Source organism: Vibrio jasicida 090810c (assembly GCF_002887615.1).
Lineage (GTDB): Bacteria > Pseudomonadota > Gammaproteobacteria > Enterobacterales > Vibrionaceae > Vibrio > Vibrio jasicida.
Genome location: NZ_CP025792.1, coordinates 993,748 through 1,008,937, shown reverse-complemented (window position 1 = coordinate 1,008,937; position 15,190 = coordinate 993,748). Strand labels below are relative to the sequence as shown.

Below are 15,190 nucleotides of genomic sequence, written 5' to 3'. Positions count from 1 at the left end.
ATCGCAAGGGCGGAGCCATCTGCCCTTGCTGATAAAAGCGTGAAAAAGGTGATGAAATAACCCCTCTGAGTTGTTTTCTTGCTCAGGCCTGCGTGATACTATCGTTATGTTATATTGTTACATTTAGTTTGATGTCGTGATTTCTCAACCAATACTCTCCGTTAATAATCTCAGCCTTACAGACTCAGAACGTACACTCTTCAAAGACATTTCTTTTGAGCTGTTTCAAGGTGAAGTTCTTGCCATTATGGGACCTTCCGGCATTGGTAAATCCATGTTGTCGAAAGCCGTCGCAGGTTTTTTGCCGTCTGATATTTGGGTAGACGGAAGTATCCAGCTTAACAGCAGTGAGGTCGCACAAACTGCCATGCTGCAACGTAGTCAACCGCAGCGCCCCGCGGTCATTTTCCAAGATGCACTTAAAGCGCTGAACCCATTGGCGTCTGTCGAACAACAACTGTGTTTGGCATTGACGGGCAACAAAACGCGCTTGTCTTCAGCAAACCGAGATACGGTGACAGCCTTGTTGTCTCAACTCGGATTTGCAGATCCAAAAGCAGCATTGGCGCAGCATCCAAGCCAGTTATCTGGTGGTCAGCGCCAGCGTATTTGTATTGCGATTGCGTTGCTTGGTAGTGCCAACTTGATCATCGCTGATGAGCCCACCAGTGCGCTCGATCCAATCACCGAAGCGGAGATCCTTGAGTTGTTCCGCAGCAGTGTTCAGCAACGCAACATCAGTGGTTTGTTGATCACGCACGATCTGTCTGCGGCTTTGGCGTGTGAAAAAGTCTTGGTGATTGCGGACAACACCATGGTGGCCTATGGAGCGCCATGGCAAGCTATTCAGCAAAGTTCGCATCCTTTCTGCCAACAACTTGCGCAACTGCTGCCTTAACCTCATCTCTGGAGCCTATTTTGACTAAGCACAACTTGAGCGGGCACACGCAGCCTAAATCGGCGGAAGTTCGCTTTGAGCAAGCCAGTGTTCACTATTACTCCAAACCAAGTTGGTTAGGGGGCAAACCGTTTAAAGCGCTCGAACAATTGGATCTTGCCATCGACACAAAGAACATTGCGATTGTTGGTCCTTCTGGTGCGGGTAAATCGACCTTGATTGAACTTCTGTTTGGTCTTCGTAAACCCACATCTGGTGAAGTGTATGTGTGTGGTTATCAGTTATCGCGTAGCTCGGCTAAGCAGCGACAAGAGTTATGTCAGCACATTCAGCTGATCCCGCAAGAGCCGCAGTCTAGCTTGAATCCGTACTACACCGTTCGCCAGATCTTACTGGAGCCGCTAAGCAATATTGGTTTAACGCAAGAGCTTAACGAGAAGGTGGAAAAGGTCTTGGTGGATGTCGGTTTGGATCTCACATTGTTGGATCGTAACCCGCTGCAATTATCAGTTGGGCAAGCCCAACGTGTGGCTATCGCCAGAGCTTTGATTGTCGAGCCTTGCGTGTTGGTTGCGGATGAGCCAACCAGCAGCCTAGATCCCGTCAGTCGTAAACAGATTCTCGACTTGTTGGCAGGCATTCAAAAGAGTCGTCAGATGCGCCTGATTTTGGTGACACATGACCTCGATGCGGCACAAACCCTATGCGATGAAATCCTAGTGTTAGACAAAGGACGCGTTGTCGAGCACGGCACAGCACAGAACGTGACAAATAACCCATCACACTTGATCACGAGAGCCTTGATGAGCGCTCAACACAAAAGTAATGAATTCACAAAAACCATTGGAGAGGTTTCTTATGCACCTTAGTACTCCCAAGTTAGCTTTGTCGCTGGCTTTAAGCGCACTGCTGACGGGTTGTTTTGACTCTGGCGAAAGCAAGCCAGAAGCGGAAAAAGCAGCGGCACCGCAAGCAACGGAAATTCGCGTTGCCATGATGCAACCACCACGCACTGGTTTGTCGCCACTTTCAGATGACGCGTTCAAACTGTCACGTTGGAGCACAGCAGAAACGCTAGTGAACCTCAACGATCAGTCGGTAGCAGAGCCAATGCTGGCAACAGAGTGGGAACAAGTTGATCCGATGACGTGGCAATTTACGGTACGTAAGGGCGTGAAATTCCACGATGGTTCTGACCTTGATGCAAACGCGGTTGTGAACTCTTTGCAAAAAGCATTAGATGCCGCACCTAAGCCACGCATTTTGGATGGTATCGAATGGCAAGTTCGCGCATTGGACGACTTCACTGTTGAAATCAAAACGACCTTTAACGATCCATTGTTGCCAAGCCGTCTATCTAGCCCACAGCTAGCGATCCTTTCTGGTGCTGCATACCAAGAAAACGGTCGTGTTGTGCCAATCAATGCGGGTACTGGTCCATTCGTTCTGACAGAAATCAACGGGACAACCAGCGCGAAACTGAAGCGTTTTGATGGTTACTGGGGTGAAAAAGCAAAAGTAGACAGTATTTTTGCTGAATACGTACCAAACGGTTTTGCTCGTGCTGCTGCACTGCGTACCGGTGAGGCGGATGTAGTTGAAGCCGTTCCTGTTTCGCAAATCGCGATGATGGAATCTTCACAACTGCATGAAGTTGCAATGCCACGTACCAACACGCTTTACCTAAACAATAAATCAGATGTGTTTAGCCAGTTCGGTTTGCGTAAAGCAGCAGCTCAAGCGGTTAACCGTGAGCAAATCATCAAAACGGTTTACGAGAACCACGCCGATTCAGCGAAAGGTCTGTTAGGTCCAGCATTGGCATGGGCTCAACCAATTCGTGATGCGAACCCTCGTATGGAAACCATGGAAATGCGCCACGCGAACGGTGAGAAGATCACCATCGGTACATTTACCGACCGTGCTGAGCTGCCAGAAGTAGCGGTGCTGCTAAAGCAACAACTTGAAGCGGCTGGCTTTGTGGTTGAACTAGACGTTCGTGAATACGCACAAATCGAAAACGATGCACTAGCAGGTAAGTTCGATGCGTTCTTGTTGTCACGTGCAACAGTGTTGGATTCTGGTGACCCAGTGGCGTACATGCAAAGTGACTTTAGCTGTAAAGGTTCTTACAACCTAGGTCAGTTCTGCTCTGAAGAAGTGGACGCAGCATTGAAACACGCTGATCGTCAGCCATTGGGTGAGAAACGCCAACAAGCGATCATCGAAGCAGAAAGCAAAATCCTTGAGCAATACGCTGTGATTCCACTGCTTCACGAGCGTGTAATCCAAGGTGAGAGTGACCGCGTGAAGAACGCACAACGTGACCCACGCGAGCGTCGCCTGATCGACCAGTTTACTGAGGTGAACTAACTCGATGTCGTCTGTTGCCAACATGCGCTCTCGTTTGAGCGCTTGTATGCCTGAATGGTTTACGCGTTTTTTTGTCGCGCTTCCTGTCACTCGGGGTAGTGGTTGTGCTGGTGGGTTTGATGCCGGATATTGCAGGTATTGACCCAAGCCAATCAATCCTCCGTGCCCGTGCGGGTGCTCAACAATTGCTGACGGCGGAAGCTCTGCAAGCAATTCGAGAAGATCTTCAACTTGACCGCAGCGCTGCTGAGCGACTGTGGGATTGGTTGACGCTTGCCATGCAAGGTGACTTAGGTGTCTCTTGGGTGAGTGGCGCATCCGTGATGGAGAGCGTTCAACAAACCGCAAAAACGTCACTATTACTGATGCTTACAGCGTTAGGTATGGCATTTGTAATGTGCATGGCGAGCGTGCTTTACACTGTGCGTCGTTGGCAACAGAATCGTTTAGACAAACATCATGACACGCTCAGTTCGGTGCTGGTCTCACTGCCGGAATACGTGATTGCTTCATTGCTGATCATGGTGTTTTCCATCTGGTTGGGTTGGTTCCCACCTTATGGTTGGCAAGGCGTGCAAAACCTCTGGCTACCCAGTTTGGCAATGGCATTACCTGCTGCTGGCTTGTTCGGGCGCTTGCTCAATGACAGCCTCAAGCGTGTACTAGATGAGCCTTGGGTGATCACTTGGCTATCGGCGAACGTCAGTAAGTTTCAAATCTTACGCTTTGCCTTGTGGCGTGCCGTTAGTAACTTGATTCCTCAAATCGCAATGACGGTGATTGGTTTAACCGGCGGTGCGGTTGCTGTGGAACAAGTGTTTTCCATTCCGGGTATCGGACGACTAATCTTAGGCGCTGCGAAGTCACAAGATCTGCCGATGCTGCAAGGAGGCTTGTTGGTGTTGCTGGTGTTCTCGATGTTGATCAGCAGTGCGAGCATCTTATTGCAACGTTGGTTACTCGGGCACAGTGTCACAAGTGGCAAGTTGATCAGCAGTCACAGCACGTTCCGTTTTACCCAAAGCACCACCAAACGCATCGTCAGTGCCACAATCTTTGCCTTGCTGATTGGTTGTGCTGGATGGGCGTTAATGCGCGATCCTTACACCATCCAATTTACCCGCCTTGAATCGCCAAGCTTAGCAGCACCGTTTGGTGCCGATGCGGTTGGACGAGATCTGCTTGCGCGTGTAGGTGGCGGTATGATGTCGACAATCAAAATGGGCATCATCGCAACCTTCCTAAGTTTGGTGATTGGTTTGCTGCTCGGCTTCGTGACTCGTTATAGCCAAGGCTTAATTGAGATCACCAAAGGTGTGCCATACATTGTGGCGGGTCTGCTGATTGCTGGTCTAACGGGGATGAACCCAAACAGCGCTTTGATTGCGATTGTTATGGTGTCATGGGCACCATTAGCAGCGCACTGTGCGAGCTTGTTGATGGAAGCCAAAGCGCAGCCTTACACGCATCTTGCGCCCATTTGGGGAACCAGTCAGTGGCGAGTACTCCGTTACTACTTGTTGCCTTATGTGCTGCCGCCATTGATTCGCCACGCGTTTCTGCGTTTGCCGTACATTACGCTTAGCCTGACTTCTCTGAGTTTTATCGGACTTGGCGTTAAGCCACCAGAACCTGAGTGGGGTTTATTGATTGCGGAAAACTTGCCTTACATCGAGCGCTCACCATTAGGTGTCTTGCTGCCAATCTCAGGCTTAGTTTTGATGGCAATTGCAATCAACTTGTTGTTCGACGATTAAACCGGACTCATGAACTTTCTAACAGCCTCAATAGCGATATTGAGGCTGTTTTCTTTCTGTTTCATTATTCGCCATTGTGCGTCCCAAAAGCCACGCGCACATTTGCGTTCTGGCGTGCCATTCTTAAGCTGACTTTCTCGGTTTTTATCATGATAGGAAAGGGCATGAAGGAATACGCGCCGCAGTACAGCAAAAAAGAAAAGATCATCAGAGTCGCGATCGCTGGCGTATTTGGTCTTCTAGCTGGTGTGCTGTTTAAGCTTAAGGGAGAGCCTTTTCTGCAAGCAGTCGTCGAAGCGCCGGAATGTTATCAAATGTTCGGTATGTCAGGCTTAGAACTTTTGGTTCACATACTGTTCTTTTGGATGCCACTGTCCGTGTTTTTACTTGCTGCGGTATTGATGTTGCCACTTGGCGTACGTGGTTTGATCGAAGGTCAGTTCCCACCAAAAGGCGTCAAGGTATTCAGACCCACAGCGATTCAACGCGGCAAACTTGGCACGCTTAAATCCCTTATTCATCTGTTGTTCCCCTTATTGTGCTTTGGCTTTGTTGTATGGGGTAACGTTCAAATCGAACCCATGATGGAAATGTTCCAATCTAACCAAGGTATATCGAACTGTACCGATTGAAGTTATGTGACCTTGCTTCCTAGAAAAATCGTCCAATAAATCAGTTATTTGTTGAATCTAAAATATTAGTCGTAAAGACAAAAATTATTAGAGGACGTTGAACCGTATAAACAATTTTATACGCCTTTTGTTTGATAAACTCGGTGGTGATTTGAACAATAAAACAAAGGTATCTATTCATGTTCAACAACCTGTCTATCAAGCAGAAGATCGTTCTTCCATTGTCTTTGATGATTGCATTACTGGTTATTAGCTCAGTACTGAATGTCGTAACAATGTGGAAGCAAACTGAACTGACCAAAACACTGAATGAACAAGTAACCCCGAGCTTGTTTACTATTGAAGATGCATATCGCGACCTGTATCAAGCGACTTCTGCAATTCAGGGTTTAGCGCTAGCGAAGACTCAAGCGGAGATCGATCACCACCTATTTGAGTACAAAGACAACGCATACAAAGCATTACCTCGAATGAAAAAAGTCATGTCTCTTTCTAATGAGGGTGTAATGCCTCGCAGCCATGGTAGCGAAGTACAAAAGTTGGTCACGACGGGTGAGCAATGGCTACAAAGTTATGACGATATGATTAACAAACCACAAGCACAGTGGTTGAATTATTACGAATCTAACAAAGTTTTATTTGAAGATCAGTTTAGTGCGGTACGCGAGCAGCTTAATGTCGTAAAAGATGGCATCGAAGCAAAACAAAGCGAGTTGAAATCTGACATTTCAGCGGCAGCGCTTCGAGCTGAGATTATTCTAGAATCAGGTATCGCGATCGTGATTATCGCTGCACTTGGTATGGTCATATTGCTACTTAAAACGGTAGTTAAACCAATCAATGATATTAAAGAGGCGATGGTGCAAATTGCTTCCGGCGAAGGCGATCTAAGTCAACGCATTAGCATCAATTCTCAAGATGAAATTGGTCAGCTTGCTGGTGGCTTCAACCAGTTCGTGACTAAGATCCAAGCGACGGTGTCACAAGTGGTGAAAAGCGCTAATACGTTGCGCCAAGAGATGAACAACCTAAACTCACTGACTTCGACCATCGCAGATTCAACTGTTGGCCAACAGCGTGATAGTGAAGCCGTTGCTGCAGCAGTACACGAGATGCAAGTAACCAGTCGTAATGTTAGCGACAGTGCGACAGAAGCAGCATTGGCGAGTCAAACGGCGAACGAAGAGCTGTCGAATACTAATATCATTTTGGAGCAAACTGTGGGTGCTATTCGCGACCTAGCGGGTGAGATTGAAAGCGCAAGCCAAGTCATCAACACCTTGGATAACGATGTGAGCAATATTGCTTCGGTATTGGACGTTATCCGTGGTATTGCAGAGCAGACTAACTTGCTGGCATTAAACGCGGCGATTGAAGCAGCGCGTGCTGGTGAGCAAGGTCGTGGTTTTGCTGTCGTGGCAGATGAAGTTCGCTCCCTAGCGAGCCGAACGCAAAAGAGCACGGGCGAGATCCAAGCCATGATTGAGAAGCTGCAAGCAGGTGCTGCTCAGGCGGTGGAAGTGATGCAGGGCAGTAAAACCAGCAGCGAAGACACCATTCAATCGGCAGGTTTAGCGACAGAGTCGTTGGCTGAAATCCTAAACGCGATCGCACGTATGAACGAGATGAACACGCACATTGCGACAGCTGCGGGCCAACAAAGCTCAGTGAGTGATGAAGTAAACAGCAACGTTCAAGGTATCGCAGACAGCAGTACGTCGATTGTGGATGTAGTAAGCCAAGCGCAACAGTCATTGTCTATGTTGTCTGAACAGACACAACAGCTAGACAAGCAAGTCAGCCAGTTCCGCGTATAAGACAGCGTTATACCCATTACGCTCTACCTGAAATGAAAAAGGCACCTTTGATCATCAAAGGTGCCTTTTTATAAGTTTCTTCAGAAGCGGTAAACATCAGTATAAGCAGCGGAGCGTCATATTCTTTAGAGTTCTCTCTGCTCTGCCGAAAAAGAGCAAACTGCATTGTTCATCTAGATAGTAGATACGATTATGGCGCATGGTCACTGGCTTTTCATAGCTCAATACAATGTATTCGTTTCCCTTAGATTTTGAATATTCATATTGATAGTCAAGCGATTGATACTCTGTCACAGCACCACCGATAGGTGAGTAGTGATTATGGGTCTCAATGTGATCTTTATTGAGCCTAGTATAGGTCGTCCACCTGTATTGCATCGCTTCTACTTTGCCAAACAGTTGAACTTTTGACTGGTGTGCCGTGAACAAGAGAATGCCGTTGAACACAACCAATGCTATCAACACTTTGAATTTATGGGCATTGAAGTAAAAGCTGATCTTTGTGATAAATGCATTCATGGTTGTTAATTGTCACTACCGTTTTTCCGTCATCGGAACGTTTTATTTCTGGGTAAACTTTGGCTTTTAGCACTTGTTCAAAGTCGTGCTTGTAATACAGCGCTTTCGCCGTTTCATAAAGATTAAACAGCGTCACTAACAGCATGACTATAAAAAGCGCATTCCATAGTTTTGCGTTTTGCTTGCTGACTGGTTTGAGCTCGCACTCTTCTGGTTTGGTAATTGGCTGTGAAACTGGCTCTTCTGGAGCAAATTCAAAACTGAGGGAATAGCCAACCCCAGGGGTATTAACCAGGATGGTTTTTTTCGTAATCTTCTAACGTTCGTCGAGTGCGATTAATCAGCTGCGGCAAGCTCTCTTGTGAGATATGCTCATAGCCCCAAACCTGCTGAATAATCTCTTTATTGCTGATCGTGTTTGGATACGCATCAACAAGGCAGTTCAATAACGCTTTTTGTTTATTCGTCAGCTTAACCGTTTCTTGTTCTTCTGCTGTGCCATTCAAAGGGGATAGCTGTAAATAGTGAGTCGTCCTGTCCCATGTGAATTTCCCTAATACTATTCTATTGTTGTTTTTCATAACCAACTTATTTCGTATATCAGGCTGTTTTAGGGGAGCGAATTATAGGGTAATGAATACGGAAATCAACGCCTATATTTGCAATTTATTTAATCAAAGCGCGCTCTAAATGTTCAACTGGTGATTAAATGTTATGCGAGTGTAAATTCTTGTGTTTTCACTTATTTTCACGATATTTAATAAACTTTCTTTTTCTTCGTAGCAGCAACGCGTCCTCCAAAATACTTTGCTTTGTCACGATTTCTCTCGCTTTGTCCACTCTTTTTTCTTGTTTCTATTGTGAAAAATCTGTTTTCGATTGCTCACAGAAAATTTATTTTTCCAACATAAATGCGTTCAAATTGAGAGATCAATAACAGCTTTAGAGCAAATATTTTTGTCTATCGTAAAGAGCGGTAAATTTTGTTGTATGTACAACATTGAGTAATTATCATCCCGAATAATATTTGCTGACTTTTTATTGGGTCACTGTTTTTATTTAGGAAGAGAGAAGTTTCATGAGACGTAGAACCACGCTATCACTTCTGATTGCGTCGAGCTTAATTTTGGCTGGATGTGAACAGAGTCAAGATGGACAAGCACAAGGTGGTCCCGCGCCAACACCGGAAGTGACTGTCATGACAGTTGAACCGGTTCGCCAAGCGCTAACGGTGGAATTGCCTGGTCGTAGCCGCGCATTTAAAGAAGCAGAAGTTCGCCCACAAGTAACGGGTATTATTTCTGAGCGTAATTTTGTTGAAGGTGGTGTGGTAGAGAAAGGCCAATCGCTATACCAGATTGATGATTCTACTTTCCAAGCTGATTTATTGAGTGCAGAGGCGGAACTGATCCGTGCGCAAGCATCGGAAGAATCAACGTACTCAACAGTGCGTCGTTACCGTGCATTGATCACTAAAAAGTCGATCAGCCAACAAGCATTGGACGAAGCAGAAGCGGCTTATAAAGAAGCGAAAGCGCAAGTGTTAGTCGCGAAAGCGAAGATCAACACAGCGAAGATCAATTTGTCTTACGCACAAGTGAAAGCGCCAATCAGTGGTGTGATCAGCAAGTCAAACGTGACGGCGGGTGCACTTGTTACTGCGAACCAAGCAGCGACGCTGACGACTATCCAACAGCTAGACCCAATCAATGTTGATATCGTGCAATCTTCTGCTCAACTACTTCGTTTGAAAGCAGCGATGTCACAAGGTCACTTGCAAAAAGATGAGACTGCTCAAGTCACGCTGACACTCGAAGATGGTTCGACATACGCGCACAAAGGTGCAATGAAGTTTACTGAAGTGAACGTAGATGAAAGCACGGGCAGCGTAACGCTACGTGCAGAATTCGCGAACCCAGATGGCTTGTTGCTACCGGGTATGTTCGTGCGTGCGACGGTAACGGTTGGTGTGGACCCTGTTGCGATTCTTATCCCACAAAACACAGTAACGCGTGACGCAACGGGTAAAGCCTCAGTAATGACGGTAGGTGAAGACAACAAAGTAACAATCACTCCGGTAACAACGGCTGAGTCTATTGGTAATCAATGGCGCATCACTGACGGTCTGAAAGTGGGTGATAAAGTCATCACAACAGGTCTACAGATGATCCAACCGGGTAACCCAGTGACCATTCAATCAGGTGAGCAGGCATAATCATGGCACGATTCTTTATCGATCGTCCGGTATTTGCTTGGGTTCTTGCGATTCTGACTATGTTGGCGGGCGTAATGTCCCTGTTCAACTTGCCGGTTTCTCAATACCCGACGATTTCACCGACCACGATCTCAATCAATGCCCGTTACCCTGGTGCTTCTGCGAAAACCGTAGAAGACTCAGTGACTCAGGTTATCGAGCAAAACATGACGGGTCTGGACTACCTACGCTACCTAAACTCAAGCAGTGATGCGTTTGGTAACGCGACCATTACGCTGACGTTTGATAGCGAAGCGGATCCAGATATCGCGCAAGTTCAGGTGCAGAACAAACTGCAATTGGCGATGACGTCACTTCCGATGGAAGTACAAAGCCAAGGTATCATCGTAAACAAATCCAACACCTCATTCTTGATGGTTGTGGCGGTTTACTCTGAAGACCCTGAATTCACAGAAAACGACATTGGCGACTTTGTGGTTACCAATATTCAAGATCCGATCAGCCGTGTTACGGGTGTAGGTCAAGTGCAAGCGTTTGGTTCTCAATACGCAATGCGCGTTTGGCTAGACCCATTCAAACTGACTCAGTTCAACCTAACAGCAATTGACGTTGCGAACGCGATTCGTGAGCAGAATGCACAGGTTTCTTCGGGTCAGTTAGGTGCAGCTCCTGCTCAGTCTGGTCAGTTGCTTAACGCGACGATTTCTTCAGCAAGTCGTCTAACCAGCGTGGCTGAATTTAAAAACATCATTCTGAAATCAGAAGCGAACGGTTCGAATGTTTACCTGAAAGACGTGGCGCGTGTTGAGCGCGGTGCAGAAAGCTATGACATCAAAGGTCAGTACAATGGCTTCCCAGCAGCAGGTCTTGGTATCTCTCTCGGTACTGGTGCTAACGCGCTAGAAACGGCAGAAGCAGTAAAAGAACGTCTTGGTCAGCTGAGTGCGACTTTCCCAGATGGCTTAAAGATCGCTTACCCGTTTGAGACAACGCCATTCGTAGATGCGTCGATCAAGGAAGTAATCAAGACACTGCTTGAAGCAATCGTGTTGGTATTTTTGATCATGTACCTGTTCTTGCAGAACTTCCGTGCAACGATCATCCCAACGATTGCGGTTCCGGTGGTATTGCTGGGTACGTTTGCCGTCTTGTACGCGACGGGCTTTAGTGTCAACACCTTAACCATGTTTGCGATGGTTCTGGCAATCGGCTTGCTGGTGGACGATGCGATCGTTGTGGTTGAGAACGTGGAACGTGTAATGCACGAAGACGGTCTCGATCCAAAAGAAGCGACGAAGAAGTCAATGGGGCAGATCACTGGCGCGCTAGTTGGTGTTGGCCTGACGCTGTCTGCGGTATTCGTACCGATGGCGTTCATGTCTGGCTCAACCGGCGTTATCTACCGTCAGTTCTCTATCACCATCGTGGCGGCGATGACGCTCTCGGTATTGGTGGCGATCATTCTTACTCCGGCACTTTGTGCGAGCTTGCTGAAAAAAGGCGATGCGGAATTTTCGGATAAGAAAGGCTTCTTTGGCTGGTTCAACCGTAAGTTTGATGCGGCAACGGCGGGTTACGAAGCGGGCGTAGCGAAAATGCTAAAACGCACCGGTCGCATGCTGTTGGTGTTCGCGGCAATGAGTGCGGGCGCAGGTTGGTTGTTCATGAACCTACCGACGTCGTTCCTACCGGATGAAGACCAAGGTACCGTGTTCTCCATGGCAATCTTGCCACCGAACTCGACTCAAGAGCAGACTGAAAAGACACTAGAAAAAGTCCGTAACTATTTCCTTGAAGAAGAGAAAGACAACGTCGCGTCAGTGTTCTCGGTAGCGGGCTTCAGCTTCGCGGGTCAAGGTCAGAACATGGGTATGGCGTTTATCGGTCTGAAAGATTGGTCAGAACGTGAAGCACCAGGTTCGGATGCGGCTTCGCTGACAGGTCGTGCGATGGGTTACTTCTCAACGATTAAAGAAGCAATGGTGTTTGCGTTTGCGCCACCAGCGATTCAAGAGTTGGGTAACGCGACTGGTTTCGACTTCTACCTACAAGACTCAACTGGTAACGGTCATGAAGCGCTTGTAGCGGCTCAATACCAAATCCTAGGTATGGCAGCACAAAACCCGAAACTGGTGGGTGTGCGTCCAAATGGTCAAGCAGATGCGCCGATGTACCAAGTTCATATCGACCACGTGAAATTGCGTGCGCTGGATGTGAGCATTAATGATGTAAACCAAATCCTAGCTTCGGCATGGGGTGGTGCATACATCAACGATTACATCGATCGCGGACGCGTGAAGAAGGTAATGGTGCAGAGTGACGCAGAACACCGTATGCAACCGAAAGACTTCGACTCATGGTACGTGCGTAACTCACAAGGCGAGATGGTGCCATTCTCGGCATTTGCAACGGGTGAGTGGACTTACGGTTCTCCGCTATTGCAACGCTTTAACGGTCTACCTGCGATGAACATCCAAGGTGGTGCGGCTCCGGGCGTAAGTACTGGTGAAGCGATGGCAGAAATCGAAGCCATGGTAGAAAAACTGCCTCCTGGCTTTACGGTGAACTGGAACGGCATCTCTTACGAGGAACGTCTGTCTGGTAACCAAGCACCAATGCTTTACGCACTGTCGATTCTGGTTGTCTTCCTTGTACTAGCTGCACTGTACGAGAGCTGGTCAGTACCATTTGCAGTTGTACTTGTAGTGCCTCTAGGTGTACTAGGTGCGGTACTTGCGGTAATGACTCGCGGTATGGATAACGACGTATTCTTCCAAGTAAGCTTATTGACCACTGTTGGTTTGGCAACGAAGAACGCGATCCTTATCGTCGAATTCGCCAAGGAATACTACGAGAAAGGCGCGGGCTTGATTGAAGCAACGTTGCATGCGGTACGTGTTCGTCTTCGTCCTATCATCATGACTTCGCTTGCGTTTGGTCTTGGTGTAGTGCCACTGGCAATCAGTGCGGGTGTAGGCTCTGCAGGTCAGAACGCGGTAGGTACGGGCGTACTTGGCGGTATGGTAAGTGCGACTTTGCTTGGTATCTTCTTCGTGCCTGTGTTCTTCGTTGTGGTTGAGCGTTTGTTCGATCGCCGCGCAAGAAAAGAAGCACAAAAAGAGCAAGTGGAATCTACTTCACAGCCAACGGCAAGCCAAGAGTAGGACTTAGCGCTAAAGACTAAGTTATACTATTGCTAATAAGTACAAGAAAAGGGCGCTTCGGCGTCCTTTATTTTTGGATTCAATTGGATAGTTTGCGTTTGAGGTTTAATTTTGACGTCATTCTGAACAGCGAGGGACGAGTATGATTCAGAATCTGCTCACCGAGTGCTATGGCTTGACGTGAAATATTGAGCTAAGAGCGTGTGGCAATTAGATTCCTGATCTCGCCTAGGCTCGTCGGAATGACGGGGTGCCGCTCTCTCGGTTATGTTTCTCGTCATTCCCGAAAGCGACGAAGGAGCGTAGTCGGGAATCTCTTGTAAACGCAGTACTATCCAAATGAAAACAAAGCCGAAAGTAGAATAGGCAAGTATGAAAGATCAGAAGATTTCTCCGATATCTGTGTTGGATCAAAGCCCGATGTTTGTGTGCAGCGTGATGAACCGAACCTTCCGCAATCGTGCTCAAGCAGAGCTATCGCGTCAGGACTTAATGACGCTGGAAATGGCGAGTGCCTTGGCAGCGTTAGAAGAGTTTCAACCGATGAGCCAGCAAGAGTTGGCGGATGCGGTTCTAACGGAGCGAAGCGTCGCAAAACGCATGGTGGATAACTTAGAGAAACGAGGCTTTGTTAAAGTTTCTAAGAGCGAAACCAATCAGAGATTAAAGATTCTGACACTCACCAAAGAGGGCGTAGAAGCGGTACGCAAAGTGCACCGCATCATGACTAACCTTAAGCAAGATTTCTTTTCTTGTTTGACGGAAGAGGAATCTGACGAATTCTTCCGTTTGGTCCGTAAAATGACCTTAGCCAATCACGCTTAATTCTGCATTTCAAACGATGGCGAGCCAATTAGCTTTCTGTGAGGAAACGGTTCGCCACTTCAGCTTCTTGCTTCTTCATCAATTGATGCGCGGTCAGCATGTGTTGTTCCATTACTTGCTTGGCTTTTGGCGCGTCACCTTTACGTAGTGCTTCCACCAGTGCACGTTGGCTTTGTACGCCCGTTTGCCACAGTTTGTGGTTACCCGGTTCATACAGTTTTCGATAAATCGTTAGCTCGGTAAGCATCTGCGCAGTAAAGCGAACCACAAACTTCAGCAGCTCATTACCAGAGTAACTCGCTAATAGGCTGTGAAACTCAATCGATGCAATGTGGTGCTCGCGCTCTTGATACACGTCTTCTGGTGGCGTTTGGTACTTATCGATTTGCTGATCGAGCGTGACAAGCTGTGCCTCCGTTAATGTGCCTGCTAATGAGGCCGCGATTTCTGGTTCAAGTGACAAGCGGATTTGGTACAGGTCAGAAATCGAAAGGTCTTTAAAGAACAGGTAGTTGCTTAGCAGTGCCTGAGCTTTGTTCTCGCTCATTTCGCTAACAAACACACCGCCTTTTGGCCCTGTCTTGGTCGAGAGAATACCTTGCGCCTCAAGGATTCGCATGCTTTCACGCACCGTGCTTTTGGAAGCATCAAAGGTTTCCATGACTTCGATTTCACTCGGCAGACGATCGCCGGGCTGCAAAGCTTGATCGACGATCCAAGTTTTGATCGATTCGGCCAGTTGTTGAGTTCTACGTCCTTTCGCGCTGCTTGCCACATTTTCCTCGCTGGGTTATCTCGCGGTATCTATTGAATTTTGAAGGAAATTCAAAGGATGTCACCTGTTTTCTGCCTTTCATTTTCTGAAAAACGAACACGGTTTTAGTTATGAAACCATCCGATTATCGATCGAATCGCACTCACAAAAAAGTCTATTTATCATGATAAATGTCTTTCATTTGATATTTATCATGATAAATTAAAAATGAACAT

Annotated in this window: 10 protein-coding genes and 1 pseudogene; 9 read left to right on the top strand and 2 right to left on the bottom strand. The window is 47.3% G+C overall.

What is annotated here, in order from left to right:
- The first annotated feature begins 136 nt into the window (after nt 1-136).
- The 6 genes from C1S73_RS04700 (at nt 137) to C1S73_RS04675 (ending at nt 7,477) form a co-directional block, all read left to right on the top strand.
- On the top strand, nt 137-898 hold the full coding sequence (locus tag C1S73_RS04700) for an ATP-binding cassette domain-containing protein (RefSeq protein WP_081094897.1): 762 nt from the start codon (nt 137-139) through the stop codon (nt 896-898).
- 20 nt (nt 899-918) lie between these two features.
- Nucleotides 919-1,767, top strand: coding sequence for an ABC transporter ATP-binding protein (locus C1S73_RS04695; protein WP_038866941.1), 849 nt, complete (start codon nt 919-921; stop codon nt 1,765-1,767).
- Entirely contained in the window at nt 1,757-3,271 is a 1,515-nt protein-coding gene (locus C1S73_RS04690; RefSeq protein ID WP_005441857.1) for an ABC transporter substrate-binding protein, read from the top strand. The genes C1S73_RS04695 and C1S73_RS04690 overlap by 11 nt, the downstream gene beginning before the upstream one ends.
- A gap of 50 nt (nt 3,272-3,321) precedes the next feature.
- On the top strand, nt 3,322-5,028 hold the full coding sequence (locus tag C1S73_RS04685) for an ABC transporter permease subunit (RefSeq protein ID WP_102778945.1): 1,707 nt from the start codon (nt 3,322-3,324) through the stop codon (nt 5,026-5,028).
- 164 nt (nt 5,029-5,192) lie between these two features.
- Nucleotides 5,193-5,660: a hypothetical protein gene (locus tag C1S73_RS04680; RefSeq protein ID WP_038866945.1), complete on the top strand. Its 468-nt coding sequence runs from the start codon at nt 5,193-5,195 to the stop codon at nt 5,658-5,660.
- Between the two features lie 179 nt (nt 5,661-5,839).
- Nucleotides 5,840-7,477, top strand: coding sequence for a methyl-accepting chemotaxis protein (locus tag C1S73_RS04675; protein ID WP_038866947.1), 1,638 nt, complete (start codon nt 5,840-5,842; stop codon nt 7,475-7,477).
- Nucleotides 7,478-7,949: 472 nt separating this feature from the next.
- Here C1S73_RS04675 and C1S73_RS28250 read toward each other — a convergent pair.
- Nucleotides 7,950-8,577 (bottom strand): annotated as a pseudogene (locus C1S73_RS28250) (winged helix-turn-helix domain-containing protein).
- Nucleotides 8,578-9,074: 497 nt separating this feature from the next.
- Between C1S73_RS28250 and C1S73_RS04660 the strand changes: the two are divergent.
- From C1S73_RS04660 to C1S73_RS04650, 3 genes are all read left to right on the top strand, one after another.
- Nucleotides 9,075-10,211, top strand: a complete 1,137-nt coding sequence (locus C1S73_RS04660) for an efflux RND transporter periplasmic adaptor subunit (protein ID WP_038866953.1) — start codon at nt 9,075-9,077, stop codon at nt 10,209-10,211.
- A 2-nt stretch (nt 10,212-10,213) separates the two neighbouring features.
- Nucleotides 10,214-13,375, top strand: a complete 3,162-nt coding sequence (locus C1S73_RS04655) for an efflux RND transporter permease subunit (RefSeq protein WP_038866955.1) — start codon at nt 10,214-10,216, stop codon at nt 13,373-13,375.
- Between the two features lie 372 nt (nt 13,376-13,747).
- On the top strand, nt 13,748-14,200 hold the full coding sequence (locus C1S73_RS04650) for a MarR family winged helix-turn-helix transcriptional regulator (protein WP_005437051.1): 453 nt from the start codon (nt 13,748-13,750) through the stop codon (nt 14,198-14,200).
- Between the two features lie 28 nt (nt 14,201-14,228).
- Here C1S73_RS04650 and C1S73_RS04645 read toward each other — a convergent pair whose 3' ends face one another.
- Nucleotides 14,229-14,975, bottom strand: coding sequence for a FadR/GntR family transcriptional regulator (locus tag C1S73_RS04645; RefSeq protein WP_038866957.1), 747 nt, complete (start codon nt 14,973-14,975; stop codon nt 14,229-14,231).
- Nucleotides 14,976-15,190 lie beyond the last annotated feature (215 nt).

What these genes read in the sequence shown, in the direction of transcription:
- C1S73_RS04680 (WP_038866945.1), top strand. Translation starts at nt 5,193, where the DNA reads ATGAAGGAATACGCGCCGCAGTACAGCAAAAAAGAAAAGATCATCAGA.
- C1S73_RS04660 (WP_038866953.1), top strand. Translation starts at nt 9,075, where the DNA reads ATGAGACGTAGAACCACGCTATCACTTCTGATTGCGTCGAGCTTAATT.
- C1S73_RS04690 (WP_005441857.1), top strand. Translation starts at nt 1,757, where the DNA reads ATGCACCTTAGTACTCCCAAGTTAGCTTTGTCGCTGGCTTTAAGCGCA.
- C1S73_RS04650 (WP_005437051.1), top strand. Translation starts at nt 13,748, where the DNA reads ATGAAAGATCAGAAGATTTCTCCGATATCTGTGTTGGATCAAAGCCCG.
- C1S73_RS04675 (WP_038866947.1), top strand. Translation starts at nt 5,840, where the DNA reads ATGTTCAACAACCTGTCTATCAAGCAGAAGATCGTTCTTCCATTGTCT.
- C1S73_RS04655 (WP_038866955.1), top strand. Translation starts at nt 10,214, where the DNA reads ATGGCACGATTCTTTATCGATCGTCCGGTATTTGCTTGGGTTCTTGCG.